24 protein-coding genes are annotated in these 26642 nt (G+C 57.5%); 19 read left to right on the top strand and 5 right to left on the bottom strand.

The genetic code is table 11. The features are described 5' to 3' along the window. Nucleotides 1-168: 168 nt before the first annotated feature. Genes tamA through ACRDD5_RS19850 form a run of 3 tightly spaced genes read left to right on the top strand, consistent with a single transcriptional unit; the run spans nucleotide 169 to nucleotide 6022 of the window. Complete coding sequence (tamA, locus tag ACRDD5_RS19860; RefSeq protein ID WP_271283263.1) at nucleotides 169-1902, top strand: autotransporter assembly complex protein TamA; 1734 nt, start codon at nucleotides 169-171, stop codon at nucleotides 1900-1902. Further along, nucleotides 1899-5675: an autotransporter assembly complex protein TamB gene (gene tamB, locus ACRDD5_RS19855; protein ID WP_438677760.1), complete on the top strand. Its 3777-nt coding sequence runs from the start codon at nucleotides 1899-1901 to the stop codon at nucleotides 5673-5675. The genes tamA and tamB overlap by 4 nt, the downstream gene beginning before the upstream one ends. Before the next feature lie 2 nt (nucleotides 5676-5677). Then, a complete protein-coding gene (locus ACRDD5_RS19850) occupies nucleotides 5678-6022 on the top strand; it encodes a gamma-glutamylcyclotransferase family protein (RefSeq protein WP_271267947.1) in 345 nt (114 codons plus the stop codon). A gap of 35 nt (nucleotides 6023-6057) precedes the next feature. On the opposite strand, the gene ACRDD5_RS19845 is transcribed toward ACRDD5_RS19850, so the two are convergent. Further along, nucleotides 6058-7641 carry a methyl-accepting chemotaxis protein gene (locus ACRDD5_RS19845; RefSeq protein ID WP_438677759.1) on the bottom strand — a complete coding sequence of 528 codons (1584 nt, stop codon included), beginning with the start codon at nucleotides 7639-7641 and terminating at the stop codon, nucleotides 6058-6060. A gap of 231 nt (nucleotides 7642-7872) precedes the next feature. After that, nucleotides 7873-8403 carry an inorganic diphosphatase gene (ppa, locus tag ACRDD5_RS19840; RefSeq protein WP_106994080.1) on the bottom strand — a complete coding sequence of 177 codons (531 nt, stop codon included), beginning with the start codon at nucleotides 8401-8403 and terminating at the stop codon, nucleotides 7873-7875. A 309-nt stretch (nucleotides 8404-8712) separates the two neighbouring features. On the opposite strand from ppa, the gene ytfQ reads away from it, so the two are divergent. The 5 genes from ytfQ to ACRDD5_RS19815 all read left to right on the top strand — a co-directional run bounded on the left by ytfQ (nucleotide 8713) and on the right by ACRDD5_RS19815 (nucleotide 14968). Beyond that, on the top strand, nucleotides 8713-9669 hold the full coding sequence (ytfQ, locus tag ACRDD5_RS19835) for a galactofuranose ABC transporter, galactofuranose-binding protein YtfQ (RefSeq protein ID WP_271267950.1): 957 nt from the start codon (nucleotides 8713-8715) through the stop codon (nucleotides 9667-9669). A gap of 116 nt (nucleotides 9670-9785) precedes the next feature. Beyond that, nucleotides 9786-11282 carry a galactofuranose ABC transporter, ATP-binding protein YtfR gene (ytfR, locus tag ACRDD5_RS19830; RefSeq protein WP_271283260.1) on the top strand — a complete coding sequence of 499 codons (1497 nt, stop codon included), beginning with the start codon at nucleotides 9786-9788 and terminating at the stop codon, nucleotides 11280-11282. Nucleotides 11283-11292: 10 nt separating this feature from the next. After that, nucleotides 11293-12318: a galactofuranose ABC transporter, ATP-binding protein YtfT gene (gene ytfT / locus ACRDD5_RS19825; RefSeq protein WP_271283259.1), complete on the top strand. Its 1026-nt coding sequence runs from the start codon at nucleotides 11293-11295 to the stop codon at nucleotides 12316-12318. Next, on the top strand, nucleotides 12305-13303 hold the full coding sequence (gene yjfF / locus ACRDD5_RS19820; protein WP_438677758.1) for a galactofuranose ABC transporter, permease protein YjfF: 999 nt from the start codon (nucleotides 12305-12307) through the stop codon (nucleotides 13301-13303). The genes ytfT and yjfF overlap by 14 nt, the downstream gene beginning before the upstream one ends. 96 nt (nucleotides 13304-13399) lie before the next feature. Continuing rightward, nucleotides 13400-14968, top strand: a complete 1569-nt coding sequence (locus ACRDD5_RS19815; RefSeq protein WP_271283257.1) for a methyl-accepting chemotaxis protein — start codon at nucleotides 13400-13402, stop codon at nucleotides 14966-14968. Here the strand turns inward: ACRDD5_RS19815 and ACRDD5_RS19810 are convergent. Together ACRDD5_RS19810 and fbp are read right to left on the bottom strand one after the other, a co-directional pair. Next, entirely contained in the window at nucleotides 14943-15296 is a 354-nt protein-coding gene (locus tag ACRDD5_RS19810; RefSeq protein WP_271283256.1) for a helix-turn-helix domain-containing protein, read from the bottom strand. The two genes, ACRDD5_RS19815 and ACRDD5_RS19810, sit on opposite strands and share 26 nt — an antisense overlap. Before the next feature lie 447 nt (nucleotides 15297-15743). Further along, nucleotides 15744-16742 carry a class 1 fructose-bisphosphatase gene (fbp, locus tag ACRDD5_RS19805; protein WP_438677757.1) on the bottom strand — a complete coding sequence of 333 codons (999 nt, stop codon included), beginning with the start codon at nucleotides 16740-16742 and terminating at the stop codon, nucleotides 15744-15746. Nucleotides 16743-16920: 178 nt separating this feature from the next. Between fbp and mpl the strand changes: the two genes are divergently transcribed. Further along, complete coding sequence (mpl, locus tag ACRDD5_RS19800; protein ID WP_438677756.1) at nucleotides 16921-18294, top strand: UDP-N-acetylmuramate:L-alanyl-gamma-D-glutamyl-meso-diaminopimelate ligase; 1374 nt, start codon at nucleotides 16921-16923, stop codon at nucleotides 18292-18294. 100 nt (nucleotides 18295-18394) lie between these two features. Here the strand turns inward: mpl and yjgA are convergent, their stop codons facing one another. Beyond that, on the bottom strand, nucleotides 18395-18946 hold the full coding sequence (gene yjgA / locus ACRDD5_RS19795; RefSeq protein ID WP_271283253.1) for a ribosome biogenesis factor YjgA: 552 nt from the start codon (nucleotides 18944-18946) through the stop codon (nucleotides 18395-18397). Between the two features lie 95 nt (nucleotides 18947-19041). On the opposite strand from yjgA, the gene pmbA reads away from it, so the two are divergent. The 10 genes from pmbA (at nucleotide 19042) to dagF (ending at nucleotide 26628) form a co-directional block, all read left to right on the top strand. Continuing rightward, nucleotides 19042-20394 carry a metalloprotease PmbA gene (gene pmbA, locus ACRDD5_RS19790; protein WP_271283252.1) on the top strand — a complete coding sequence of 451 codons (1353 nt, stop codon included), beginning with the start codon at nucleotides 19042-19044 and terminating at the stop codon, nucleotides 20392-20394. A 54-nt stretch (nucleotides 20395-20448) separates the two neighbouring features. Beyond that, the gene (gene cybC / locus ACRDD5_RS19785) at nucleotides 20449-20835 is read left to right on the top strand and encodes a cytochrome b562 (RefSeq protein ID WP_271283251.1); all 387 of its coding nucleotides are present in this window, start codon (nucleotides 20449-20451) and stop codon (nucleotides 20833-20835) included. Nucleotides 20836-21146: 311 nt separating this feature from the next. Beyond that, nucleotides 21147-21485, top strand: coding sequence for a glycine dehydrogenase (locus tag ACRDD5_RS19780; RefSeq protein WP_271283250.1), 339 nt, complete (start codon nucleotides 21147-21149; stop codon nucleotides 21483-21485). Nucleotides 21486-21495: 10 nt separating this feature from the next. Continuing rightward, on the top strand, nucleotides 21496-21858 hold the full coding sequence (locus ACRDD5_RS19775; protein WP_271267962.1) for an SFCGS family glycine-rich protein: 363 nt from the start codon (nucleotides 21496-21498) through the stop codon (nucleotides 21856-21858). Nucleotides 21859-21860: 2 nt separating this feature from the next. Further along, a complete protein-coding gene (locus ACRDD5_RS19770; RefSeq protein WP_271283249.1) occupies nucleotides 21861-22160 on the top strand; it encodes a DUF4312 family protein in 300 nt (99 codons plus the stop codon). 21 nt (nucleotides 22161-22181) lie between these two features. Continuing rightward, nucleotides 22182-22958 (top strand): DUF4311 domain-containing protein, encoded by a 777-nt coding sequence (locus tag ACRDD5_RS19765; RefSeq protein WP_271283248.1) that lies wholly within the window; start codon nucleotides 22182-22184, stop codon nucleotides 22956-22958. A gap of 13 nt (nucleotides 22959-22971) precedes the next feature. Next, nucleotides 22972-23613, top strand: coding sequence for a DUF4310 family protein (locus ACRDD5_RS19760; protein ID WP_271283247.1), 642 nt, complete (start codon nucleotides 22972-22974; stop codon nucleotides 23611-23613). A gap of 42 nt (nucleotides 23614-23655) precedes the next feature. Beyond that, the gene (locus tag ACRDD5_RS19755; RefSeq protein WP_438677755.1) at nucleotides 23656-24789 is read left to right on the top strand and encodes an amidohydrolase/deacetylase family metallohydrolase; all 1134 of its coding nucleotides are present in this window, start codon (nucleotides 23656-23658) and stop codon (nucleotides 24787-24789) included. Beyond that, on the top strand, nucleotides 24773-25891 hold the full coding sequence (locus ACRDD5_RS19750; RefSeq protein ID WP_438677754.1) for a DgaE family pyridoxal phosphate-dependent ammonia lyase: 1119 nt from the start codon (nucleotides 24773-24775) through the stop codon (nucleotides 25889-25891). The genes ACRDD5_RS19755 and ACRDD5_RS19750 overlap by 17 nt, the downstream gene beginning before the upstream one ends. Further along, on the top strand, nucleotides 25888-26628 hold the full coding sequence (gene dagF, locus ACRDD5_RS19745) for a 2-dehydro-3-deoxy-phosphogluconate aldolase (RefSeq protein ID WP_271283244.1): 741 nt from the start codon (nucleotides 25888-25890) through the stop codon (nucleotides 26626-26628). Before ACRDD5_RS19750 ends, dagF begins: the two co-directional genes overlap by 4 nt. The last annotated feature ends 14 nt before the right edge of the window (nucleotides 26629-26642 follow it).

The raw sequence follows: 26642 nt of genomic DNA, 5'->3' as shown, positions 1-26642 counted from the left end.
GAACACAATAAACGCGGTGAATGAGTCTAGATTTAAACATAAGAAATATTAGGTTGTTTAACCAATTTTCAACCCGTGAATTGGGTTTTGGGCATTATGCCGTGATACGCCGCGGAGCGGCACTTCAAATGCTTCCAGGGGTGGAAACAAGGATATTCAGGAGAAAACGTGCCAAAAATCCGCCAGTTATGTTTGGTCAGTTTATTGCTGACAAGCGGAGTCGCCAGCGCGGCGAATGTTCGTTTGCAGGTTGAGGGGTTATCCGGGGCGCTGGAAAAAAACGTACGTGCGCAGCTGTCCACGATCCAGAGCGATGAAGTTACGCCGGACCGGCGCTTTCGCGCGCGCGTAGATGATGCGATTCGCGGCGGCTTAAAGGCGCTCGGCTACTACGACCCGACCATCGACTTCGAATTACGTCCGCCGCCGGCCAAAGGGCGGCAGGTGTTGATTGCCCGCGTCAAGCCGGGCGAGCCGGTACTGATTGGCGGCACCGATGTGGTGCTGCGCGGTGGGGCGCGTACCGATCGTGACTACCTCGATCTGCTGCATGACCGCCCGAAGAACGGCACCGTACTGAATCACAGCGACTACGACGGCTTCAAAAAAGATCTGACCCGCGTGGCGCTGCGCAAAGGCTATTTCGACAGCCAGTTTAATAAAAGCCAGCTCGGGGTCTCCCTCGAAAGACGCCAGGCGTTCTGGGATATCGACTACGACAGCGGCGAGCGCTACCGCTTTGGCGACGTCACCTTTGAAGGCTCGCAAATTCGCGATGAATACCTGCAGAATCTGATCCCCTTTAAAGAGGGCGACTATTATCAGTCGAAGGATCTGGCTGAGCTGAACCGCCGCCTGTCCGCGACCGGCTGGTTTAACTCGGTGGTCGTGGCGCCGGAATTTGATAAAGCGCGGAAGACCAAAGTGCTGCCGCTGCACGGCGTGGTCTCGCCCCGCACCGAAAACACCATCGAGACCGGGGTCGGTTACTCAACCGACGTCGGCCCGCGCGTGAAGGCAACCTGGAAAAAGCCGTGGATGAACTCCTACGGCCACAGCCTGACCACCAACCTCAGCGTCTCCGCGCCCGAGCAGCAGCTGGATTTCAGCTACAAAATGCCGCTGCTGAAAAACCCGCTTGAGCAATATTACCTGGTGCAGGGCGGCTTTAAGCGCACTGACCTTAACGATACTGAATCGGACTCCACCACCCTTGCCTTGTCACGCTACTGGGACCTCTCCAGCGGCTGGCAGCGGGCGATTAACCTGCGCTGGAGCCTCGACCACTTTACCCAGGCTAACGTCACCAACACCACGATGCTGCTCTATCCGGGAGTGATGATCAGCCGGACCCGCTCACGCGGCGGGCTGATGCCAACCTGGGGTGATTCTCAGCGCTATTCAATCGATTATTCGAATACCGCCTGGGGCTCCGATGTGGATTTCTCGGTAGTTCAGGCGCAGAACGTCTGGATCCGCACCCTTTACGACCGCCACCGCTTTGTGATGCGCGGCAATCTGGGCTGGATTGAAACCGGCGATTTCGCCAAAGTGCCGCCGGATCTGCGCTTCTTCGCCGGGGGCGATCGCAGTATTCGTGGCTATAAATACAAATCCATCGCGCCGGAAGACAGCGAAGGCAAGCTGATCGGGGCCTCGAAGCTGGCCACCGGCTCGCTGGAGTACCAGTACAATGTCACCGGCAAATGGTGGGGCGCGACCTTTATCGACAGCGGTGAAGCGGTGAGCGATATCCGCCGCAGCGATTTTAAAACCGGCGCTGGCGTCGGCGTGCGCTGGGAATCACCGGTCGGGCCGATCAAGCTCGATTTCGCGGTGCCGGTGGGTGATAAAGATACACACGATCTGCAGTTTTACATCGGTCTGGGGCCAGAGTTATGAGTTTATGGAAGAAGATCAGCCTCGGCGTGTTGCTGTTTATTCTGCTGCTGCTGGGTGCCGTGGCGTTCCTGGTGGGGACCACCAGCGGGCTGCATCTGCTGTTTAACGCGGCCAACCGCTGGGTGCCCGGGCTGGAGATCGGCCAGGTTACCGGCGGCTGGCGCGATTTGCACCTGAAAAACGTCCGCTATACCCAGCCGGGTGTGGCGGTTAATGCCGGGGATCTGCATCTGGCGGTCAAGCTCGGCTGCCTGCGCGACAGCAGCCTGTGCATTAACGATCTGGCGCTAAAAGACGTCTTTGTGACCATCGATTCCACAAAGATGCCGAAAACCGAACCCGTTGCCGAAGAGGACAGCGGCCCGCTGGATCTCTCCACCCCGTACCCGATTGCCCTCTATCGGGTGGCGCTGAACAACGTCAATCTCAAAATCGACGACACCACCGTGTCGGTGATGGATTTCACCTCCGGCCTGCGCTGGCAGGAGAAAAACCTGACCTTAACCCCCACCGATCTGAAAGGGTTGTTGATCGCCCTGCCGAAGGTGGCAGAGGTGGCGCAGGAAGAGATTGTCGACCCGAAAATTCAGAACCCGCAGCCGGACGAGAAACCGCTGGGTGAAACCCTGAAAGATCTTTTCTCAAAGCCGGTGCTGCCGGAGATGACAGACGTTCACCTGCCGCTGAATCTCAATATCGAAGAATTTAAAGGCGAACAGCTGCGCCTGACCGGCGATACCGATCTGACGGTGTTCAACATGCTGCTGAAAGTGAGCAGTATCGACGGCAACATGAAGCTCGACGCGCTGGATATCGACACCAACCAGGGCAGCGTCAACGCCACCGGCAATGCGCTGCTGCGCGATAACTGGCCGGTGGATATTACCCTCAACAGCACCCTGAATATTGACCCGATCAAAGGCGAGAAGGTAAAGCTGAAGGTCGGCGGGGCGCTGCGTGAACAGCTGGAATTTGGCGTTAACCTGTCTGGCCCGGTGGATATGGTGCTGCGCGGCCAGACCCGGCTGGCAGAAGCGGGCCTGCCGCTCAACCTGGAGGTCACCAGCAAGCAGCTGTACTGGCCATTTACCGGCGAGAAGCAGTACCAGGCCGACGACGTGAAGCTGAAGCTCACGGGCAAAATGACCGATTACACCCTGTCGTTCCGCACGGCGGTGAAGGGCGAGGGGCTGCCGTCCGCGGGCATTACGCTGGATGCGAAGGGCAACGAACAGCAGATTAACCTCGATAAGCTGACGGTCGCGGCCCTGGAAGGCAAAACCGAACTGACGGCGCTGCTCGACTGGCAGAAGGCGATCAGCTGGCGCGGCGAGCTGAAACTCACCGGCATCAACACCGGCAAAGAGGTGCCTGACTGGCCATCGAAGCTCGACGGCCTGATTAAAACGCGCGGCAGTCTGTACGGCGGAAGCTGGCAGATGGAGGTGCCAGAGCTGAAAATCACCGGCAACGTGAAGCAGAACAAGGTCGATGTTCAGGGTTCGTTAAAGGGCAACAGCTACCTGCAGTGGATCATCCCGGGCATGCACGTGGCGCTGGGGCGTAACACTGCCGACATCAAAGGCGAGCTGGGGGTAAAAGATCTGGATCTGGATGCCACCATCGATGCGCCGAATCTCGACAACGCCCTGCCGGGGCTGGGTGGCACGGCCAAAGGGCTGGTAAAAGTGCGCGGCACGGTCGACGCACCGCAGCTGCTGGCGGATATCACCGCCAATAACCTGCGCTGGCAGGAGCTGACCATCGCCCGCGTACGGGTGGATGGCGACGTCAAATCCACCGATCAGATTGCGGGACATCTCAACCTGCGTGTCGACCGGATATCCCAGCCGGGCGTCAATCTCAATCAGGTGACGCTGGAGGCGAAGGGCAGCGAGAAGCAGCACGAACTCCAGCTGCGCATCCAGGGGGAGCCGGTCTCCGGCCAGCTGCATCTGGCGGGGAGTTTTGACCGCAAAGAGACCCGCTGGAAAGGTACTCTGGATAACACCCGCTTTGCCACACCGGTGGGGCCGTGGGCGTTAAACCGGGCGATTGCGCTGGATTATCGCAACGCGGAGCAGAAGATCAGCATCGGGCCGCACTGCTGGACCAACCCGAATGCCGAGCTGTGCGTGCCGCAGACCATTGACGCGGGCGCCGAAGGGCGGGCGGTAGTCAATCTCAACCGCTTCGATCTTCAGATGCTCAAGCCGTTTATGCCGGATGCCACTCAGGCCAGCGGCGTCTTTAGCGGTAAAGCGGATGTGGCCTGGGACACCACCAAACCGGGGCTGCCGCAGGGTAACGTGACCCTCTCCGGGCGCAACGTGAAGGTGACCCAGGTGATTAACGACGCCCCGCTGCCGCTGGCGTTCGACACCCTGAACCTCACCGCTGACTTGCATAACAATCGCGCCGAACTGGGCTGGCTGATCCGCCTGGCCAACAACGGCCAGTTTGACGGTCAGATTCAGGTTACCGATCCGCAGGGGCAGCGTAATCTGGGCGGCAACGTCAATATCCGCAACCTGAACCTGGCCATGGCGAACGCCATCTTCGCCCGGGGCGAGAAGGTGGCCGGGATGCTGAACGCCAACCTGCGGCTGGCCGGTAACGCGCAAAGCCCGCAGCTGTTCGGCCAGATGCAGCTTAACGGGGTGGATGTTGACGGCAACTTTATGCCATTCGATATGCAGCCCAGCCAGCTGGCGATGAACTTCAATGGCATGAGTTCGACCCTCGCAGGCGTGGTGCGTACCCAGCAGGGGCAGATTAACCTCAGTGGCGACGCGGACTGGAGCCAGATTGATAACTGGCGTGCGCGGGTGGCGGCCAAAGGCAGCAAGGTGCGTATTACCGTGCCGCCGATGGTGCGTCTGGATGTCTCGCCGGATGTGGTCTTTGAAGCGACGCCAGACCTGTATACGCTCGATGGGCGGGTGGATGTACCGTGGGCGCGTATCGTGGTGCACGACGTGCCGGAAAGCGCGGTGGGCGTCTCCAGCGATGAAGTGATGCTCGACAGGGATCTGAAGCCGGTTGAAACCCAGCGTGCGTCGATCCCAATCAACAGCAACCTGATTGTCCACGTCGGCAATAACGTGCGTCTGGATGCCTTTGGCCTGAAGGCAAGGCTGACCGGCGATCTGAAAGTGGCGCAGGATAAACAAGGGCTGGGCCTGAACGGGCAGATCAATATTCCTGAAGGGCGCTTCCACGCCTACGGCCAGGACCTGATTGTGCGCAAAGGCGAGCTGCTGTTCTCGGGGCCGCCGGATCAGCCGCTGCTGAACATCGAGGCGATCCGTAACCCGGAAGCCACCGAAGATGAGGTGATTGCCGGGGTGCGGGTGACCGGTACGGCGGATGAACCGAAGGCAGAAATCTTCTCTGATCCGGCGATGTCGCAGCAGGAAGCCCTGTCTTACCTGCTGCGCGGGCAAGGTCTGGACAGCTCTCAGAGCGACAGTGCGGCGATGACATCAATGTTAGTGGGCCTGGGGGTTGCACAAAGTGGTCAGGTTGTGGGTAAAATCGGCGAGACGTTTGGCGTAAGCAATCTGGCGCTGGACACCCAGGGGGTCGGTGACTCTTCTCAGGTGGTGGTCAGCGGCTATGTACTGCCGGGTCTGCAGGTGAAATATGGTGTGGGGATCTTTGACTCACTGGCGACGCTCACGTTACGCTATCGCCTGATGCCTAAGCTGTATCTGGAAGCGGTGTCCGGCGTAGACCAGGCACTCGATGTGCTCTATCAGTTTGAGTTCTAGCAATGCGAATATTTGTCTACGGTAGTTTACGAACTAAGCAAGGCAACAGCCACTGGATGACCAACGCCCAGCTGCTGGGGAATTACAATATTGAAAACTACCAGTTGTACAGTCTGGGCCACTATCCAGGCGCAGTTCCGGGGAACGGAACGGTACAGGGTGAGGTTTATCGTATTGATAACGCCACGCTTGCCGAACTTGATGCCTTGCGCACCAGGGGCGGGGAATACGCTCGCCAGTTGATCCAGACGCCATACGGTACTGCGTGGATGTACGTGTACCAGCGTCCGGTCGACGGTTTAACGCGGATTGAAAGCGGTAACTGGTTAGACAGAGACCAGTACTGAAAGGAACAACGCCACCTTCGGGTGGCGTTGTTTTTTTAAACCTCTTCCCGGCGCAGCTTGAAGATCTGCACCGTGTCCAGCAGCTGTTCTGCCTGGCGGTGCATCGCCCTCGCGGCGGCAGACGATTCCTGAGAGAGCGTGGCATTCTGCTGCGTTGCGGCATCCATGTGGGTCACCGCGACGTTGACCTGATCGATACCGGTGCTCTGTTCATTGCTGGCTAACGAAATCGCTTCGATCAGCTCACTCACCTTGCTGATGCTGAGCAGAATATCCGCCATCGCAGCGCCGGCCTCTTTGACCTGACCGTTGCCTTCATCAATACGGTTAACCGAGCGGTCGATAAGCACTCTGATCTCCTTCGCGGCCGAGGCGGAGCGCTGGGCCAGGGCGCGCACTTCGGCGGCCACCACCGCAAAGCCACGCCCTTCGGTGCCTGCGCGGGCCGCTTCGACAGCGGCATTGAGCGCAAGGATGTTGGTCTGGAAGGCAATGCTATCGATCATGCTGATAATGTTATTAATTTCGCTGGAAAAATCATGGATCTCGCTCATGGTCTGCACGGCACGCTCCACGGCTTTCTCTCCCTGACGGGCAACCTGGCGCGCATTGCGGGCAAGATCGCTCGCGGTACGCGAATTTTCAGCGTTGCTTTTCACCACCGACGTGAGTTCTTCCATAGAAGCGGCTGTCTGCTCCAGGGCGCTGGCCTGGGCTTCATTACGCGAAGAGAGCTCATGGCTGCCGCTGGCGATCTGTGCTGAAGCGGTGGCGATGGTCTCGGTACCGCTGCGCACGCCAGATACGATGCGGGTCAGGTTAACGTTCATCTCCTGCAACGCGCGCATCAATCCAGCGGTCTCGTCGCGTCCGGCAATGGTAAAGCGGGACTGCAAATCACCGGCGGCCACGGTGCGGGCAATGTTCACCGCCTGCGCCAGCGGACGGGTAATGCTGCGGATCAGCCACCAGGTCACCAGCAGCCCGGCAGCGAGCGTCAGCGTCATGGCCAGCAACAGCAGCCATTTCGTCTGCTGATAGCGCGTCTCGTTTTCGGCGATGGTCTGCTGGTGTAATGCTTTGGCATGTTGCAGCGTGCGGGCCACGACATCGTCGATCATTTTTGTCGGCTGGCGATCGATACCGGTCACCTGCTTATCCACCCGTTGGGCGCTGGTCACATCGCCGACCTGATAATCGGCCAGTGCCGCCAGGTACTGCTGCTCCAGCCCGGCGTGGATATCACGCGTGGCCAGCACCTCCCGGTTATCCATGCCGATTTTGGGCAGCAGTCCGCTCAGGTGCTTTAACAGTGCCTGGGTGTTCTGGCTTTCACGGGTAAAGGCGGCCCGGTACTTGTCGAATGCCTCTTGCCCCTGGGCGCCACGCAGCAAGGTGTTCTTCCACTCCTGTACCTGGATTTTGAACTGAACCTGGGCATTACGCGCGGTATCAATGCTTTCGGTGATGGTCTGCTCCATCGTCATGATCTGTTCCTGCTGGGTCAGGCTATTGCTGTTAATCGCCAGCCCGCGCAGGCCGATAAAGAGCGTAGCAAGCAGCAACAGCGAGGCCAGCAGCCCCAGACGTTGGCCGATGGTAAGTGAATTGAGTTTCATCTGTAGCGGGCATTCCCTGTGTAATAAAGCGATCGCGATCACGTGACGAGGGTATCGACCTGCAGAGGGCAGACTTTAAGGGCGCGACAGGGCGTTAAGGCAGGGGAGAAGAACTATCTCATTAATATGAATAGAGAAAAGCGATATGTGACATTTTTGTGACATTTACTGCCAGCGGCAAGAGGGCATAAAAAAAACCCCGACAGGTCGGGGTTCTTCACACAGCAAGAATTACTTCTTCTTCGCGCGCTCGAAAGAGGCAACGATTTCAGCTTTCGCGGCTTCGGCATTGTCCCAGCCGTCCACTTTTACCCATTTGCCTTTCTCGAGATCTTTGTAATGCTCGAAGAAGTGAGTGATCTGCGCTTTCAGCAGCTCTGGCAGGTCGTTCACATCGTTGATGTGATCGTACTCTTTGCTCAGTTTGGTGTGCGGTACCGCAACCAGCTTCGCATCTTCACCGGCTTCGTCGGTCATTTTCAGTACGCCAACCGGACGGCAGCGAATCACAGCACCTGGCTGCAGCGGGTATGGCGTTGGGACCAGCACGTCTACCGGATCACCATCCAGAGACAGGGTGTGGTTGATGTAGCCGTAGTTGCACGGATAGAACATCGCGGTAGACATGAAGCGGTCAACGAACAGTGCGCCGGTGTCTTTGTCGATTTCGTATTTGATTGGATCGGCGTTCGCCGGGATCTCGATAACTACATAGATGTCTTCCGGCAGTTCTTTACCCGCAGGGACGTTGAGTAAGCTCATGTCTGTGTCCTTCAAAATGATTGGTAAACAAGTGGCGAGTATTATAGCCAACTGGCGACGAATGTCTTTGCTTGTTTTCTCCCGCTTCCGCTTCTGCGCGCCCTTTTCAGGCTCTTCTGATGACAGGAATATCCATAAACTTAGCTGCATTCTTAATGGGTGAATGAAAGCGATTACAAAGTTGTGATTAACGTTTTATTCACTTTTCCGAAGTGTGATGTAACACACTCCGTTACATCTCGCATTGTCTATAGTTTTTTCGCGGAACATCTATTAACCAACAATAACCTGGGCTACGAGGGTATCACTATGTGGAAGCGCTTACTTCTTGTCACAGCAGTTTCGGCAGCCATGTCGTCTATGGCGATGGCCGCTCCTTTAACCGTAGGATTTGCGCAGGTCGGCTCAGAATCAGGCTGGCGTGCAGCGGAAACGAACGTTGCGAAGAGCGAGGCCGAAAAACGCGGTATCACGCTGAAAATCGCCGATGGTCAGCAAAAACAGGAAAATCAGATCAAAGCGGTACGCTCGTTTATCGCCCAGGGCGTTGATGCCATCTTCATTGCGCCGGTGGTGGCGACAGGGTGGGAACCGGTGTTAAAAGAAGCCAAAGATGCCGAGATCCCGGTCTTCCTGCTCGATCGTTCCATCGATGTAAAAGACAAATCTCTCTATATGACCACCGTCACCGCCAACAACGTGCTGGAAGGCCAATTGATCGGTGAGTGGCTGATTAAGCAGGTCGCGGGTAAGCCGTGTAACGTGGTTGAGCTGCAGGGCACCGTCGGCGCCAGCGTGGCAATTGACCGTAAGAAAGGCTTCGCTGATGCGATCGCCAAAGCGTCAAACATCAAGATTATCCGCTCTCAGTCCGGCGACTTTACCCGCAGTAAAGGGAAAGAGGTCATGGAGAGCTTTATCAAAGCCGAGAACAACGGCAAAAACATCTGCATGGTTTACGCCCATAACGATGACATGGTGATCGGTGCGATTCAGGCGATCAAAGAAGCGGGTCTCAAGCCGGGTAGCGATATCCTCACCGGCTCTATCGACGGCGTGCCGGATATCTACAAAGCAATGATCGACAAAGAAGCCAACGCCAGCGTTGAGCTGACCCCAAACATGGCTGGCCCGGCTTTTGACGCGCTGGAAAAATTCAAGAAAGACGGCACCCTGCCGGAGAAAGTCACCATCACCAAATCCACCCTTTACCTGCCTGATACCGCAAAAGAAGAGTTAGAGAAGAAGAAAAATATGGGCTACTAAGGCCTTTTCCCCTCACCCTAACCCTCTCCCCTGAGGGGAGAGGGGATAGTCCGAGTCGGCATTGATTATTTTCTCCCTCTCCCTTTTAGGGAGAGGGTTGGGGTGAGGGTCATTTTATGAATACAAACCAGGAAATCCTCCGAACCGAAGGATTAAGCAAATTCTTCCCCGGCGTAAAAGCGCTGGATAACGTTGATTTCAGCCTGCGTCGCGGTGAAATCATGGCGCTGCTCGGTGAAAACGGCGCCGGGAAATCCACCCTGATTAAAGCCCTGACCGGCGTTTATCACGCCGATCGCGGCACCATCTGGCTCGATGGTCATACCATTTCGCCAAAAAATACCGCCCACGCCCAGCAGCTGGGCATTGGCACGGTCTATCAGGAAGTGAACCTGCTGCCGAACATGTCGGTGGCGGATAACCTGTTTATTGGCCGGGAGCCGAAGCGCTTTGGCCTGATTCGACGTAAAGAGATGGTGGATCGTGCCACAAAATTGATGGCGTCATACGGCTTCTCGCTCGACGTGCGTGAACCCCTGAACCGCTTTTCGGTGGCGATGCAGCAGATCGTTGCCATCTGCCGGGCTATCGACCTCTCTGCCAAAGTGCTAATCCTCGATGAACCCACCGCCAGCCTCGATACCCAGGAGGTGGAGATGCTCTTCACCCTGATGCGTCAGCTGCGCGACCAGGGGGTGAGCCTGATCTTCGTGACCCACTTCCTCGATCAGGTGTATGAGGTCAGCGACCGCATTACCGTCCTGCGTAACGGCAGCTTTGTCGGCTGTCGCGAAACGCGCGAGCTGCCGCAGATTGAGCTGGTGAAGATGATGCTGGGCCGCGAGCTGGAGACCAACGCCCTGCAACGTGCGGGCCGCACGTTGCTCAGCGATAAGCCGGTGGCGGCGTTTAAAGGCTACGGCAAAAAAGGCACCATCGCCCCGTTTGATCTGGAGGTCCGCCCCGGCGAGATCGTCGGTCTGGCGGGGCTGTTAGGATCCGGGCGCACCGAAACCGCGGAAGTGATCTTCGGGATCAAACCTGCTGACACCGGTAGCGCGCTGATCAAAGGCAAGCCCCAGGCCCTGCGCTCGCCGCATCAGGCCTCCAGCCTCGGGATCGGCTTCTGCCCGGAAGATCGCAAAACCGACGGGATTATTGCCGCGGCCTCGGTGCGTGAAAACATCATTCTGGCTCTGCAGGCCCAGCGCGGCTGGCTGCGGCCAATCCCGCGTAAAGAGCAAAATGCCATTGCCGAGCGCTTTATTCGTCAGCTGGGCATTCGTACCCCGAGTGCGGAACAGCCGATCGAATTCCTCTCCGGCGGCAATCAGCAAAAAGTCCTGCTGTCGCGCTGGCTGCTGACCAAACCGCAGTTCCTGATCCTCGATGAGCCAACGCGCGGTATCGACGTCGGCGCCCATGCGGAGATTATTCGCCTGATTGAAACGCTGTGTGCCGACGGTCTGGCCCTGCTGGTCATCTCGTCCGAGCTGGAGGAACTGGTGGGTTATGCCGACCGGGTGATCATCATGCGCGACCGTCAGCAGGTGGCAGAGATCCCGCTGGAAGCCCTGTCCGTTCCGGCCATCATGAATGCCATTGCGGCTTAAGGAGAGCACCGTGATGCCCCGTTCCCTTTCTCAAACCGGCGAGCCGAAGCGCCGCTTCAAATGGCCCACCGGCATGCCGCAAATTATTGCCCTGCTGCTGGTGCTGCTGGTGGATAGCCTGGTTTCGCCGCATTTTTATCAGATTATCCTCCAGGACGGCCGTCTGTTTGGCAGTCCGATTGATATTTTAAACCGCGCTGCCCCGGTGGCGCTGCTGGCGATTGGTATGACGCTGGTGATCGCCACCGGCGGGATTGACCTGTCGGTGGGGGCGGTGATGGCCATTGCCGGGGCGACTGCCGCGTCGATGACCGTGGCCGGACACAGCCTGCCGGTGGTGCTGCTGGTGACCCTGGGCACCGGGGTGCTTGCCGGGCTGTGGAACGGCATTCTGGTCGCCATTCTCAAGATCCAGCCGTTCGTCGCCACCCTGATTTTGATGGTGGCCGGACGCGGGGTCGCGCAGCTGATCACCTCCGGGCAGATCGTCACCTTTAACGCCCCGAACCTGGCGTGGATTGGCAGCGGCTCGCTGTTCTTCTTCCCGACGCCGGTGATCATTGTGGTGGTGACCCTGATTGCCTTCTGGCTCTTTACTCGCAAAACCGCCCTCGGGATGTTCATTGAGGCGGTGGGGATCAACATTCGCGCGGCGAAAAACGCCGGGGTCAGCACCCGCCTGATGGTGATGCTGACCTATGTATTAAGCGGGGTATGCGCCGCCATTGCCGGGATTATCGTCGCGGCGGATATTCGCGGTGCTGATGCCAACAACGCCGGGCTGTGGCTGGAGCTGGATGCCATTCTGGCGGTGGTGATCGGCGGTGGGTCGCTGATGGGCGGGCGCTTCAACCTGCTGCTGTCGGTGATTGGTGCGCTGATTATCCAGGGGATGAATACCGGGATCCTGCTGTCCGGGTTCCCGCCGGAACTCAACCAGGTGGTGAAAGCGGTGGTGGTGCTCTGCGTGCTGATCGTGCAGTCGCCGCGCTTTATCAGTCTCATTAAGGGGATTCGTGGTCATGATAAAACGTAATTTACCGCTGATGATAACCCTGGGCGTGTTTGTGCTGGGCTATCTCTACTGTTTGACGCAGTTCCCCGGCTTTGCCTCGACGCGCGTCATCTGCAACATCCTGACCGATAACGCCTTCCTCGGGATCATCGCCGTCGGCATGACCTTTGTCATCCTCTCCGGCGGGATCGACCTCTCCGTCGGGTCGGTGATCGCCTTTACCGGCGTGTTCCTGGCGAAGGCGATTGGCTTCTGGGGGATCTCGCCGCTGCTGGCCTTCCCGCTGGTGCTGGCGATGGGCTGCGCCTTTGGTGCCTTTATGGGGCTGCTGATCGACGCCCTGAAAATCCCGGCGTTTATTATTACGCTTGCCGGGATGTTTTTCCTGCGCGGCGTCAGCTATCTGGTGTCGGAAGAGTCGATTCCGATTAACCATCCGATCTACGACACCCTCTCAAGCCTGGCGTGGAAAATCCCCGGCGGCGGCCGTCTGAGTATTCTTGGTCTGATCATGCTGGGCGTGGTGGTGATCGGGATCTTCCTCGCGCACCGCACCCGCTTTGGCAACGAAGTGTATGCGATGGGCGGCAGTGCAACCTCGGCCAACCTGATGGGGATCTCCACCCGCAGCACCACTGTCCGCATCTATATGCTTTCCACCGGGCTGGCTACGCTTGCGGGGATCATCTTCTCGATCTATACCCAGGCAGGCTACGCGCTGGCTGGGGTGGGGGTGGAGCTGGATGCGATTGCCTCGGTGGTGATAGGCGGGACGCTACTCAGCGGCGGGGTTGGCACCGTGCTCGGTACACTGTTCGGGGTGGCGATCCAGGGGCTGATTCAGACCTACATCAACTTTGACGGCACGCTCAGCTCGTGGTGGACCAAGATTGCGATTGGCATCCTGCTGTTCATCTTTATTGCCCTGCAGCGCGGCCTGACGGTGCTCTGGGAGAACCGCCAGAGTTCGCCTGTTACACGCGTCAACACGCCAGCAGCAAAGTAGTAACATACTGAATTTGCTAAAGGTCTAATTATTTTCCGGTAGCGGCCGATAATCGTTAATTCTGTCCAGATTTATCTCGCTACCGGAAATTACATCATGCTGAAAACGCTATCGATTCGTACCGGCTTGCTTTCTTTACTGGCCGTTATGACCTTCCTGCTGCTGCTTGTCAGTGGTATCGGTATTTATGCCCTCACACAAAGTTCCTCTTCGCTGGAGCGCATTAACCACCTCCAGGGTGAACAACTGGTGCAGCTCAATTCGGGCTACACCCTGATCCTGCGCGCGCGTAATGAAGCGGGTCAGGCCGTCCGCATGATGGAGGTGGGCCTGCTGGATGATGCCGCCAAATCAGTGAAAAACATCAATAACGAAATTGCGCTGGCGCAAAAAACGTTGAAAAACGTCTTCGATAGCGGCGTGAGCAATCCCGAAGGCGAACAGCTGCTGAAGAAGGTCGCCACGAGCCTGGCGGCCTATAACGAAAAGGGAATTGTGCCGATGCAGAACGCGCTCAACGAGCAGAGCGCCGATGCCTATTACGATCTGCTGGAGAACAGCCTGGTGCCGGTGGCGCGTCAGTTCGATAATGACATGCAGGCCTTCCAGACCTGGAGCGACAGCCGCGGCAAAGCCGAAGTGGCGGCGGTGCAGGCGAGTAAAAATCGGGTGATGCTGCTGATTATTGTCGCCGCGCTGCTGACCGCCGGGATTATCGTGCTGGCCTGGCTGGCGCTGCGTCATATGCTGCTGAAGCCGCTCTCCGCCTCGATTGCCCAGCTGGAGCACGTGGCCGCCGGGGATCTGACCCAGTCGCTGAATGCCCCGGCAAGTCAGGAGTTTAACCGCCTGAACGCGGCCATCGAAGAGATGCGCCAGTCGCTGATGGGCTCGGTACTGCGCGTGCGTGATGCCAGCTCGCAAATCGACATCGGCAGCCGGGAGCTGACCGCAGGCAACATGCACCTTGCCCAGCGCACTGAATCGACCGCCACCTCCCTGGAGCAGACCGCGGCCAGCATGGAAGAGCTCACCGCCACGGTGAAACAGAACGCCGACAATGCCGAGCAGGCGCACCTGCTGGCGAAGACCGTCTCTGACACCGCCGATCGCGGCAGCGAAATGGTGTGCTACGTGATTGAGAAGATGCGCGACATCTCCGGCAGCGCCAACCGCATCGCCGATATCCTCAGCGTGATCGACGGGATTGCCTTCCAGACCAATATCCTGGCGCTCAACGCTTCGGTGGAAGCCGCCCGTGCGGGCGAGCAGGGACGAGGGTTCGCGGTGGTGGCCGGTGAAGTGCGTAATCTTGCCAGCCGCAGCGCCGACGCGGCCAAAGAGATCCGTACCCTGATCAGCGACTCGCAGTCGCACGTCAGCGAAGGCAGCGAGCTGGCCCAGCAGGCGGGTGAAACCATGGACGAGATTGCCACCGAAGTGCTGCGGATGACGAAGCTGATGCGTGAAATTGCCAACGCGTCGCAGGAGCAGAGTCACGGTATTGCGCAGGTGAATATTGCCGTCAACCAGATGGACGAAACCGCGCAGCAAAACGCAGCGCTGGTGCAGCAATCCTCAGCCGCGACGCGCTCGCTGGAAGATCAATCCCGCGAGCTTATCGAGGCAATGTCGTCGTTCAAATTGTCCATGCAACGGATCTAGGCTCATCACATTCCGGCGCCGCAGGCGCTGGAATGCTCTCCCCATTGGCGGGGGTGCTGGCGATATGATCGTGGATCAAGCCCAGCAGCTTTTCCATCTCGCTGGTCAACAGCAATGCGTGCGGCGTTGGCTCCAGAAACAGGCCCTTGCGCGTAAACAGCGGCTCGTTAAACAGCATCCCAAAGCGTTTTAGCGCCAGGCTGACGGCCGGTCTGGACATATTCAGACGTAAAGAGGCTTTAGCCATGCTTCCACATCTGACAACTTCAATAAAAACAGGAATGAGATTGAGATCAATACCCGTGGATGAACGCGAGAGATTTTTCATTTTCTACCAGTTCCCAGTAACCAATATTTATATGATGTAATGATGAAGTAATATTTCCCGTCGCGATAGCAAGATTTTTATATGTGTTTATACCAACTAATATATAAATATTTTTAAACCGGGTCGCGGCCAATGCCCGGCGTTGGGTGGAATATGCAGCTGATTACGCGGGGATGGATTGATGCCGCCTGTGGGCCTCTGCACCGCCGGATGGCGTGAGTCGATTCAGCATTGAAGTGAGCGTACAGTTCATTAAATATCGCCAGGCGTATTTTATGATCCCGCGGGTAAATTAATAAATTTTGCGCGGGGTGTTTTTATTTATCAATTAATTAGCATATGAATTGTTATTATTAAATATTTGATGGATGTTAATAATAGTACTGGTAATAAAATTTCAACAGATAAGAAAAAGGGGCCCGAAGGCCCCTGTTCGTATTTTAAAAATTACGCGTCCGGGTATTCACGGATCAGACGCTCAACATCGTCGACCATATGATCGTTGCCGACGAAGAACGAACGGCGCTGGTGCAGACTTTCCGGCATGATATCCATAATCCGCTCTTTGCCGTCGCTGGCTTTACCGCCCGCCTGCTCCGCAAGGAAGGCCATCGGGTTGCACTCATACAGCAGGCGCAGCTTACCGTTCGGATGGCTTGCGGTGCTTGGGTAGAGGTAGATCCCGCCCTTCAGCAGGTTGCGGTGGAAATCCGCCACCAGGGAACCGATATAGCGCGAGGTATACGGGCGCTGGGTCAGCGTATCTTCTTCCTGGCAGAATTTAATGTACTTCTTCACGCCCGACGGGAATTTAATGTAGTTCCCTTCGTTGATGGAGTAGGTGCTGCCTTTCTGCGGATAGCGCATACGCTCCTGGCTCAGGCAGAATACGCCCAGCGACGGGTCGTAGGTAAAGGCATGCACGCCGCAGCCGGTGGTGTACACCAGCATGGTCGAGGAGCCATAGACCACATAACCCGCGGCCACCTGCTTGTTGCCCGGCTGCAGGAAATCTTCTTCAGTGACCGGCGTGCCGACTGGGGTAACGCGGCGGTAAATGGAGAAGATAGTGCCGACAGAGACGTTAACGTCGATGTTAGATGAACCATCCAGTGGATCCATCAGTACGACATACTTGGCATGTTCACACCCTTCAAAGACGACGATTTCATCTTCTTCTTCAGAGGCGATCCCCGCAACGATGTCGCGCGCACGCAGTGCCGCTTTCAGTTTTTCATTTGCGAACAGATCGAGCTTCTGTTGAACCTCGCCCTGAACGTTTTCAGCACCGCTGGCACCCAGGATATCGACCAGACCGGCCTTATTGATATCGCGGTGGATGATCTTGGCGCCCAGCTTTATTGCCGACAACAAAGCAGTGAGTTCACCGGTCGCATGAGAGAACTCGTGCTGCTTTTCGACAATAAATTCACCTAACGTTTTCATAACTCTTCCCTGCATTGGATGTGGAGTAAAGTTGTTGATGCCAAACAATCTTAACAAACATTCAAATAATTACGCAGAGGTGAATCGCGCCAGCTAGATACAGATTTTCCTGAAATGCGTTCCTCTGCTGCTGACATATGCGTAAAATGTGCGCCACATTGAAGAAGGATTATGACGTATGCGCATTCATATATTGGGGATTTGTGGCACTTTCATGGGCGGCCTGGCAATGCTGGCGCGCGCTCTGGGTCATGAAGTGACAGGTTCGGACGCCAATGTGTATCCGCCGATGAGCACGCTGCTGGAGAGCCAGGGGATCGAACTCATTCAGGGATATGATGCCAGCCAGCTGGAACCGCAGCCGGATCTGGTGATTATCGGTAACGCGATGACGCGCGGTAATCCCTGCGTAGAGGCAGTGCTGGAACGCAATATTCCGTACCAGTCCGGCCCACAGTGGCTGCATGATTTCGTGCTGCGCGACCGCTGGGTGCTGGCGGTGGCCGGGACGCACGGCAAAACCACCACCGCCGGGATGGCGACCTGGATCCTCGAAGCCTGCGGCTACCAGCCAGGCTTTGTGATCGGCGGTGTGCCGGGCAATTTTGAGGTCTCTGCGCGTCTGGGCGACAGCCCGTTCTTTGTCATCGAAGCGGACGAATACGACTGTGCATTCTTTGATAAACGCTCCAAGTTTGTTCACTACTGTCCGCGAACGCTGATCCTCAATAACCTTGAGTTCGATCACGCCGATATTTTCGACGACCTGAAAGCGATTCAGAAGCAGTTCCACCATCTGGTGCGCATTGTGCCGGGTCAGGGGCGCATCATCCTGCCGGAAAACGACATCAATCTGAAACAGACGATGGCGATGGGCTGCTGGAGCGAGCAGGAGCTGGTGGGCGAGCAGGGCCACTGGCAGGCGAAAAAGCTGACCAACGATGCTTCCCAGTGGGAAGTGCTGCTGGATGGCGAAAAAGTCGGTGAAGTGAAATGGGCGCTGGTGGGTGAACACAACATGCATAACGGGTTGATGGCGATTGCCGCGGCGCGTCATGTGGGCGTGCTGCCTGCCGATGCGGCGAAGGCGCTGGACACCTTCATCAATGCCCGTCGCCGTCTTGAGCTGCGTGGCGAAGCCCACGGCGTAACGGTGTATGACGATTTCGCCCATCATCCGACCGCGATTCTGGCCACTCTGGCCGCGCTGCGCGGCAAAGTGGGCGGGACGGCGCGGATCCTGGCGGTACTGGAGCCACGTTCGAACACCATGAAAATGGGCATCTGCAAAGATGACCTGGCGCCGTCGTTAGGCCGTGCGGATGAAGTGTTCCTGCTGCAGCCACAGCATATTCCGTGGCAGGTGGCGGAAGTGGCGGACGCGTGCATCCAGCCGGCGTTCTGGCATGCCGACGTCGATACTTTAGCGGAGATGGTGGTGAAAACCGCGCAGCCGGGCGATCACATTCTGGTGATGAGCAACGGCGGGTTTGGTGGTATCCATCAGAAGCTGCTCGACGGGCTGGCGAAGAAAGCCACCGCGACAGCGTAATAAAAAGCCCGGTAGCGTAACGCTTACCGGGCTTGTTTTTGTCAGCTGGATAAGGCGTTTACACCGCCATCCGGCAAACAGCAGGCGCAACGCGAGCGCATTAGGCTTCGGCTTCCGCCAGCTCGCGCAGATACTGGAAAATCAGACGCGCGGACTTCGGCGGCTTATTCGCCTCTTTCTCTTTCTGCGCGTTGCGGATAAGGGATCGCAACTGCTGACGATCGGCATCTGGCCACAGGTTCAGCACTTCTGCTACGGCATCATCGCCATTCTCAATCAGACGATCGCGGATCTGTTCCAGCTTATGGAACAGGGCAACCTGCTGGTTGTGGCGGTTTTTGAGCTTATCCAGCGCCTGACGGATCGGATCCACATCGCGCTGGCGCAACATTTTGCCAATCAGCTGCATCTGGCGACGGCGGCCCTCTTTCTTGATGCGTTGTGCCAGTTCGATGGCGGCACGCAGATCGGGATCGAGCGGGATTTTATCCAGCGCGTTCTTACCGAGTTCTACTATCTCCGCACCAAGCTGTTTTAACTCTTCGGCGTCGCGTTTAATTTCACTTTTACTGACCCAGATGATCTCATCATCTTCGTCTTCGATGTCATCACCGGGAACGTCGTCGAGCCAGTCTTCGGGCTGCTTAGTCATGTCAGGCTCCTTAAAAAAAGAGGCTAATGTTACCAGTTTAGACGCGTACTGAGAAACGGTTCTCTGTTAGACTTCAGCTAACTACACCTTACATTATGGCATTTACGATGAAAGTGATCTCACAAGTTGCAGCGCAGCGTAAAGCACTGGAAAACGCCGTCTCCATGGCCCTTGAGCTGGCGTCAGCGAAATCAGACGGGGCAGAAGTCGCCGTCAGTAAAACCACCGGCATCAGCGTCAGCACACGCTATGGTGAAGTGGAAACCGTTGAATTTAATAGCGATGGCGCCTTAGGGATTACTGTTTATCACCAGAACCGTAAAGGCAGCGCCTCGTCGACTGACTTAAGTCCCGATGCCATTGCACGCACCGTGCAGGCGGCGCTGGATATCGCCTGCTACACCTCTCCTGACCCCTATGCGGGCGTGGCAGACAGAGAATTACTGGCCTTTGAGGCCCCGGATCTGGATCTGTTTCACCCGGCAGAAGTTTCGCCTGACGAGGCTATCGAACTGGCAGCCCGCGCCGAACAGGCCTCATTGAAGGCAGATAAACGCATCACCAATACCGAAGGCGGCAGCTTTAACAGCCATTACGGTATTAAAGTGTTTGGCAACAGCCACGGCATGCTGCAGGGCTACAGCTCCACCCGCCACTCGCTCTCCAGCTGCGTCATTGCTGAAGAGAACGGCGACATGGAGCGTGATTACGCCTACACCATTGGCCGCGCGCTGGGCGATCTGCAGTCGCCGGAGTGGGTAGGGGAAGAGTGCGCAAAACGCACATTGTCCCGTCTCGCGCCGCGAAAACTGTCTACCATGAAAGCACCGGTTATTTTTGCCAATGAAGTGGCGACCGGGCTGTTTGGCCATCTGGTCGGCGCAATTGCGGGCGGTGCGGTTTACCGAAAATCGACCTTCCTGCTCGACGCGCTGGGCACGCAGATCCTGCCGGAATGGCTGACCATTGAAGAGCATCCGCACCTGCTGAAAGGGCTGGCCTCAACGCCGTTCGACAGCGAAGGCGTGCGCACCGAGCGTCGTGACATTATCAAGGACGGCATTCTGACCCAGTGGCTGCTGACCAGCTATTCCGCACGCAAGCTGGGACTGCAAAGCACCGGTCACGCGGGCGGCATCCACAACTGGCGCATTCCTGGCCGTGGCCTGAGCTTTGAGCAGATGCTGAAAGAGATGGGCACCGGGCTGGTGGTGACCGAGCTGATGGGGCAGGGCGTCAGCGGCGTGACCGGCGACTACTCCCGCGGCGCGTCCGGCTTCTGGGTAGAAAACGGTGAAATTCAGTATCCGGTGAGCGAAATTACCATCGCCGGCAACTTAAAAGATATGTGGCGCAATATCGTGACCGTCGGCAACGATATTGAGACCCGTAGCAATATTCAGTGTGGTTCAGTGCTGTTACCGGAGATGAAGATCGCCGGCCAGTAACATTCAAGCGCACTCCGGTGCGCTTTTTTTTCATAATAAAAAAGGAAGTGAGCAATGCGTAAAAACCTGTTAGCTATCCTCGCGGCGTCATCGCTGGTGCTGAGTTCGTCGGTATTTGCTGCCGATCTGGAAGACAATATGCACACCCTCAGCGATAACCTGAAGGTGGTGCAGAAAACGGATAATGCGGATGAGATGAAATCTGCCTTAACCAAAATGCGGACCGCAGCGCTGGATGCGCAAAAGGATACCCCGCCGAAGCTGGAAGGTAAGGCTGCTGACAGCGCGGAGATGAAAGACTATCGTCACGGTTTTGACGTACTGGTCGGCCAAATTGATGGTGCTCTGAAGCTTGCCAGCGAAGGCAAAGTGAAAGAAGCCCAGGCCGCGGCTGATGGATTCGTCGCCACGCGCAACGAAAACCACAAAAAGTTCCGCTAGTCTCACCCGACATCATCAACGGGGGCGTCATGCCCCCGTTTTGTTTGCTGCAACGTAATAAGAAAACCTTATCCACATCACATTTCTGTGCCTCCGTTGGTCAACGATTCCACTTTACCTCCCCTTCATTTGCCGCCGAATAGCGTGATATTCATCACGTAAAGCCAGCTGATAATACATATTCAGCGCAATAATGTGGCACAGATCACTGGCACCGCCTCCCTTTCCACTTCGAAGTGGAAAACAACTCGCTACAAACTATTAACCTCCAGCGTTAGTTTTATTCCAGAGCCATTAACGGGATAAGACCAGTGATTAACGGAACGGTAATAAACGACGTTGGAGACCAGGCGGCGCAAACGGAACAGCTTGCCGACACCATGCTGAAGCAGGTTTTTGCCCTGCTGGGCGACCACCACATCCTCCCCAATGCCGTTCAGGAACAAATGCTGACCTCCCACGTTCGGGCGATGGCGCACCGGTCGGTGACCGGCGAGCCGTTACCGGAGGTCGAAGCGGATCTGTTTGACGAAATTTCACCTGATTCAATGTCGTTGGCCCGCGAAGTGGTGGCCCAGTTTGGCAATCTTCCTGATGAAGAGGCCTGGCTGCTCTCCGTTCACTTCGAAGTCGCGAAAGATAACCTTTAAGGAGCACAAGATGGAACAGATTACAGTCGTGATTGGCGATCGCCTGGGTAAAGGGCAGAAAGTGGCCGCAGGCGTTGAAAAAGCGGGCGGCCGTGCGGTGGTGGTACCGGGCGTGGCGGCAGACATGAAGCTGGGTGACGTGATGAAAGCCGAAAACGCCACCTTCGGTATCTCCTTCTGCGGCAGCGGCGGCGCGGGTGCAATCACCGCCCAGACGAAGCACGGCTACAAAGCGAAATACGGTATGCGTTCCGTGGAAGAGGGCGTCACAGCCATCAACGAAGGCAACAACGTGCTCGGGTTTGGTTTTATGGACAAAGAAGAGCTGGGCGAGCGTCTGGTGCTGGCGTGGCAGAAGAAGTACGGCGCATAAGCATGAAAGAACAATTCACCACCAGGGTGAGAGTGAGCGGCAAAGGCGAGGCGAAAGCCCGCGCCTTTGCTGACGCACTGAACCACGTACAGGCTGAGGTGATGAAAGCCTCGCCCCATATCCTACTGCGCATAGAGCCACAGGACGTGCAGGTTATTCATGCGCGAGAAGCGGTACGCAAAGAGGCATTTTTGTTTTTCTTTTTGCGCCGGGAAAGACGCACCTACAGCGTGGAGCTGGACGTGACCGTCAACGTGACCGCCATCAACCTTGATAAGGTCGATTTTGTCACGCAACGCTGAAATGACTAAAAGGGCAGACAGATGTTCCTGATAATTTTAATAAAATCGCTCATCATCGGCGGCCTGGTTGGCGTCGGTGTGGGTGCCGGGGCTGCACGCATGTTTCATGCGCCTACCACACAAGGTATGGGCGCGTTTCGTACATTGGGGGAGCTGAACTCCTGTGAAGGCGATCCGGCTTCTCACTTCTCCTTCGGTCTGGGATTCTTCTTTAACGCCTGGGCCTCGTCGGTGGCGGCGGGTGCGTTCACCCAGGACGTGGACCATCGCATCATCCCTAACTGGGGTGCCGCGGCACTGATGCTGAAAAACCGCAACGTCGGCGAGACGCTGCACGATCCGAAGAAAATGGCCATCGCCTGCGGCGTGATCGGCATGCTGGTGGTCACTTTCCTGAATCTGACAGCCTCCTCGGTGCCAGCAGCACTGCAGGTGACGGCCGTGAAGGTGCTGGTTCCGGCGGCGAATCTGCTGGTTAACACGGTGATGCCGGTGATCTTCTGGCTGGCGGCGATTGACGCAGGCAAAAAATCGGGCTTCTGGGCCACCGTGTTTGGCGGCGCAGCGCAGCTGATTATGGGTAACGCCGTGCCGGGTCTGGTGCTGGGCATTCTGATCGGCAAAGGCGTGGAAGAGAGCGGCTGGAACCGCATCACCAAAGTGATGATGGGCGCCATCGTGGTGCTGTTCGTCCTGAGCGGCTTCTTCCGCGGCTTCGACATGAAGATGATCGAATCCTTCCATCTGACCGTGCCGAACTGGCTCGACATGATCCATAACTCGCTCAGCGGCAAGTAACAGGAGCCTCGCAATGGAACAGAATAAAGGTTTTTGGTATGCCGACTGGTCGTTCCCGATCTTCGTTGGCCTGCTCTCTTCCGGCGTGTTCGCCGGGACGCACATGTACTACCTGTACGGCATCGGCGCGTTTAACGAAGTGGCCTTCGTGGCGATGCTGAAAGCCGGTATCGACACCGGTGTGTACGGCGCGGTGGCGGCCTTTGGTGCCAGCTTCCTGTTTGCACGCATTATCGAAGGCTCGCTGGTAGGGATCCTCGATATCGGCGGGGCCATCCAGACCGGGGTCGGCCTTGGGGTTCCGGCGCTGCTGCTGGGGGCGGGCATTGTCTTCCCGGTGGCCAACTTCGCGGCCTCGTTAGTGACCGGCCTGGTGATTGGTCTGGCGATTGGCTACCTGATCATTCTGGCGCGTAAGTTCACCATCAACCAGAGCGACTCCACCTACGGGGCAGACGTGATGATGGGGGCCGGTAACGCCTCCGGCCGCTTCCTCGGGCCACTGATTATCCTCAGCGCGATGACCGCCTCGATTCCTATCGGCATCGGTTCGCTGGTGGGTGCCCTGCTGTTCTACCTCTGGCAGAAGCCGATTACCGGCGGCGCGATCCTTGGGGCGATGATCCTCGGTTCGCTGTTCCCGGTGGCGATCTAATCTCAACGGGCGCTTCGGCGCCCGCTTCAACAGGAGAGTTGTATGTTTGATTTACTCCTGCGCCGTGCGCGCCTCACCGACGATACCCTGACCGATATCGCCATTCAGGACGGGAAGATTGCGGCGGTTGGCGACATCACCGATCCCGCACATCGCACCGTTGAGCTGAACGGGGAAACGTACGTCAGCGCAGGCTGGATTGATTCCCACGTCCACTGCTACCCGAACTCCCCCATCTACTTTGATGAGCCGGACAGCGTCGGTATTGCCACCGGCGTCACCAGCGTGGTTGATGCGGGCAGCACCGGGGCCGACGACGTGGATGATTTCTATGCCATTACCCGCCAGGCGGCCACCGAGGTTTATGCCCTGCTGAACATCTCCCGTGTGGGGCTGATTGCCCAGAACGAGCTGGCGGACATGAACAATATCGACGCCGGGGCGGTGCAGCAGGCGGTGGCCCGTCACCCGGACTTTATCGTCGGCCTGAAAGCGCGCATGAGCAGCAGCGTGGTGGGCGATAACGGTATTACCCCGCTGGAGCGCGGCAAAGCGATGCAAAAAGCCAACGGCGATTTGCCGCTGATGGTGCACATCGGCAACAACCCGCCGAACCTCGATGAGATTGCCGATCTGCTGAGTTCCGGCGACATCATTACCCACTGCTATAACGGCAAACCCAACCGCATTCTGACCCCGACCGGCGAGCTGCGTGCCTCCGTCACCCGTGCGCTTAAGCGTGGCGTGCGTCTGGACGTCGGCCACGGTACGGCGAGCTTTAGCTTTGAGGTGGCGAAGCGCGCCATCGCGCTGGGCATTCTGCCGCACACCATCAGCTCGGATATTTACTGCCGCAACCGCCTTAACGGCCCGGTGGGCAGTCTGGCGAGCGTGATGTCGAAATTCCTCGCCATCGGCCTGTCGCTGCCGCAGGTGATTGACTGCGTCACCGCCCACGCTGCCGACGGCCTGCGCCTGGCGCGTAAAGGGCGCATTCAGCCGGGGCTGGATGCCGATCTGACGCTGTTCACGATTAAACGCCAGCCGACGTTGCTGGTGGATGCTGACAACGACAGCCTGCAGGCTGAACATATTCTGGTGCCGCTGGCCGCCATTCGGGCGGGCAAGGGCTACATGACCGAACAAGGGAGAACGGAACATGTCTTCGATTTATGAGAAATACCATTTAAAACAGGTCATTAATACCTCGGGCCGCATGACGGCGCTGGGCGTCTCTACCCCGCGTCCGGAAGTGGTGCAGGCGGCGATGGACGGCATGAACCAGTACTTCGAGATGAAGGATCTGGTCAACAAAACCGGGGAGTACATTGCTAACCTGCTGGACGTGGAAGGGGCAACCGTCGTCTCCTGCGCCTCGGCGGGCATTGCCCAGTCGGTGGCGGCGGTGCTGGTGAAAGACAGCGACTGGCTGCTGGAAAACCTGCACGTCACCCCGATTGAGAATAACGAAATCGTGCTGCCGAAAGGCCATAACGTCAACTTTGGTGCCCCGGTGGGCTCCATGGTGGCGTTGGGCGGCGGCAGGCTGGTGGAAGCGGGCTACGCCAACGAATGCTCCGCCGATCAGCTGGCGGCGGCGATCACCCCGCGCACGGCGGCGATCCTGTATATCAAATCCCACCACTGCGTGCAGAAAAGCATGCTCAGCGTAGAGCAGGCGGCCGTCGTGGCGCGTAAACACAACCTGCCCTTAATCGTCGATGCAGCGGCCGAAGAAGATCTGCACGTTTACTACCGCTCCGGCGCGGACCTGGTGATCTACAGCGGCGCGAAGGCAATTGAAGGACCCACCAGCGGGCTGGTGATCGGTAAAACCCAGTACGTTGAGTGGGTGAAGCGCCAGACGGCGGGCATTGGCCGGGCGATGAAAGTGGGCAAAGAGGGCATTCTCGGCCTGACCTGCGCCATCGAACACTACCTGACGGCGACCAAAGAGAGTGGGGCGGAGATGGTGGCGAAGATGACGCCATTTATCGACGCGCTGAATACCCTCGACGGTGTGACTGCCCGCGTGGTGTGGGACAGCGCCGGGCGTGATATTGCCCGGGCGGAGATCGCCTTCAACGAAGGCGTGACCGGCATCGGCACCGGCGAGCTGGTCAGTCAGCTCAAGCAGGGCGAATACGCTATCTACTTCCGGGGGTATAAAGCCAACGAAGGGATCATCGAAGCGGACGTGCGCAGCGTTAACGCTGACCAACTGAATATTGTCTATCGCCGCATCAGCGAAGTATTAGGCCAGGAGAAACAGGCATGAAACTGACCCCCAATTTTTACCGTGACCGCGTCTGCCTGAACGTGCTGGCCGGCTCCAAAGCCAACGCCAGCGCCATTTATGAGGCGGCAGAAGGCCATGTGCTGGTGGGTGTGCTCTCTAAAAATTACCCGGACGTGGCAAGCGCAGTGGCAGATATGCGCGAGTACGCGGCGCTTATCGATAACGCCCTCTCCGTCGGGTTGGGCGCGGGCGATCCGAACCAGTCGGCGATGGTGAGCGAAATCGCCCGCCAGGTGCAGCCCCAGCACGTTAACCAGGTCTTTACCGGCGTGGCGACCAGCCGCGCGCTGCTCGGCCAGAACGACTCGGTGGTCAACGGTCTGGTGTCGCCAACCGGCACGCCGGGCCTGGTGAAAATCTCCACCGGGCCGCTTAGCAGCACCGCGCCGGACGGCATTGTGCCGGTGGAGACGGCGATTGCCCTGCTGAAAGATTTTGGCGGCAGCTCGATCAAATACTTCCCGATGGGCGGCCTGAAATGTCGAGATGAATACCAGGCGGTGGCCGAGGCCTGCGCCCGTCATGACTTCTGGCTGGAGCCAACCGGCGGCATCGATCTGGAAAACTACGAAGAAATCCTGCACATTGCGCTGGAGGCGGGCGTAAGCAAAATCATTCCGCATATCTATAGTTCAATTATCGACAGCGCCAGCGGCAACACCCGCCCGGAAGATGTGCGAACGCTGCTGGACATGACGAAGAAGTGGGTAAAGTAGTTTTTGCCCTCCAA

Origin of the sequence: Silvania sp., from assembly GCF_051656365.1 — a bacterium.
In the GTDB taxonomy this organism is placed as follows: domain Bacteria; phylum Pseudomonadota; class Gammaproteobacteria; order Enterobacterales; family Enterobacteriaceae; genus Enterobacter; species Enterobacter hatchlandensis.
The sequence above is the reverse complement of the archived record's forward strand: the minus strand, read 5'-3'. Positions and strand labels throughout refer to the sequence as shown.

Coding starts and splice junctions, on each gene's coding strand:
- tamB (WP_438677760.1), top strand. CDS start 1,899: ATGAGTTTATGGAAGAAGATCAGCCTCGGCGTGTTGCTGTTTATTCTG.
- ACRDD5_RS19850 (WP_271267947.1), top strand. CDS start 5,678: ATGCGAATATTTGTCTACGGTAGTTTACGAACTAAGCAAGGCAACAGC.
- ACRDD5_RS19845 (WP_438677759.1), bottom strand. CDS start 7,641: ATGAAACTCAATTCACTTACCATCGGCCAACGTCTGGGGCTGCTGGCC.
- ppa (WP_106994080.1), bottom strand. CDS start 8,403: ATGAGCTTACTCAACGTCCCTGCGGGTAAAGAACTGCCGGAAGACATC.
- ytfQ (WP_271267950.1), top strand. CDS start 8,713: ATGTGGAAGCGCTTACTTCTTGTCACAGCAGTTTCGGCAGCCATGTCG.
- ytfR (WP_271283260.1), top strand. CDS start 9,786: ATGAATACAAACCAGGAAATCCTCCGAACCGAAGGATTAAGCAAATTC.
- yjfF (WP_438677758.1), top strand. CDS start 12,305: ATGATAAAACGTAATTTACCGCTGATGATAACCCTGGGCGTGTTTGTG.
- ACRDD5_RS19815 (WP_271283257.1), top strand. CDS start 13,400: ATGCTGAAAACGCTATCGATTCGTACCGGCTTGCTTTCTTTACTGGCC.
- ACRDD5_RS19810 (WP_271283256.1), bottom strand. CDS start 15,296: ATGAAAAATCTCTCGCGTTCATCCACGGGTATTGATCTCAATCTCATT.
- fbp (WP_438677757.1), bottom strand. CDS start 16,742: ATGAAAACGTTAGGTGAATTTATTGTCGAAAAGCAGCACGAGTTCTCT.
- mpl (WP_438677756.1), top strand. CDS start 16,921: ATGCGCATTCATATATTGGGGATTTGTGGCACTTTCATGGGCGGCCTG.
- yjgA (WP_271283253.1), bottom strand. CDS start 18,946: ATGACTAAGCAGCCCGAAGACTGGCTCGACGACGTTCCCGGTGATGAC.
- pmbA (WP_271283252.1), top strand. CDS start 19,042: ATGGCATTTACGATGAAAGTGATCTCACAAGTTGCAGCGCAGCGTAAA.
- cybC (WP_271283251.1), top strand. CDS start 20,449: ATGCGTAAAAACCTGTTAGCTATCCTCGCGGCGTCATCGCTGGTGCTG.
- ACRDD5_RS19775 (WP_271267962.1), top strand. CDS start 21,496: ATGGAACAGATTACAGTCGTGATTGGCGATCGCCTGGGTAAAGGGCAG.
- ACRDD5_RS19770 (WP_271283249.1), top strand. CDS start 21,861: ATGAAAGAACAATTCACCACCAGGGTGAGAGTGAGCGGCAAAGGCGAG.
- ACRDD5_RS19765 (WP_271283248.1), top strand. CDS start 22,182: ATGTTCCTGATAATTTTAATAAAATCGCTCATCATCGGCGGCCTGGTT.
- ACRDD5_RS19760 (WP_271283247.1), top strand. CDS start 22,972: ATGGAACAGAATAAAGGTTTTTGGTATGCCGACTGGTCGTTCCCGATC.
- ACRDD5_RS19755 (WP_438677755.1), top strand. CDS start 23,656: ATGTTTGATTTACTCCTGCGCCGTGCGCGCCTCACCGACGATACCCTG.
- ACRDD5_RS19750 (WP_438677754.1), top strand. CDS start 24,773: ATGTCTTCGATTTATGAGAAATACCATTTAAAACAGGTCATTAATACC.
- dagF (WP_271283244.1), top strand. CDS start 25,888: ATGAAACTGACCCCCAATTTTTACCGTGACCGCGTCTGCCTGAACGTG.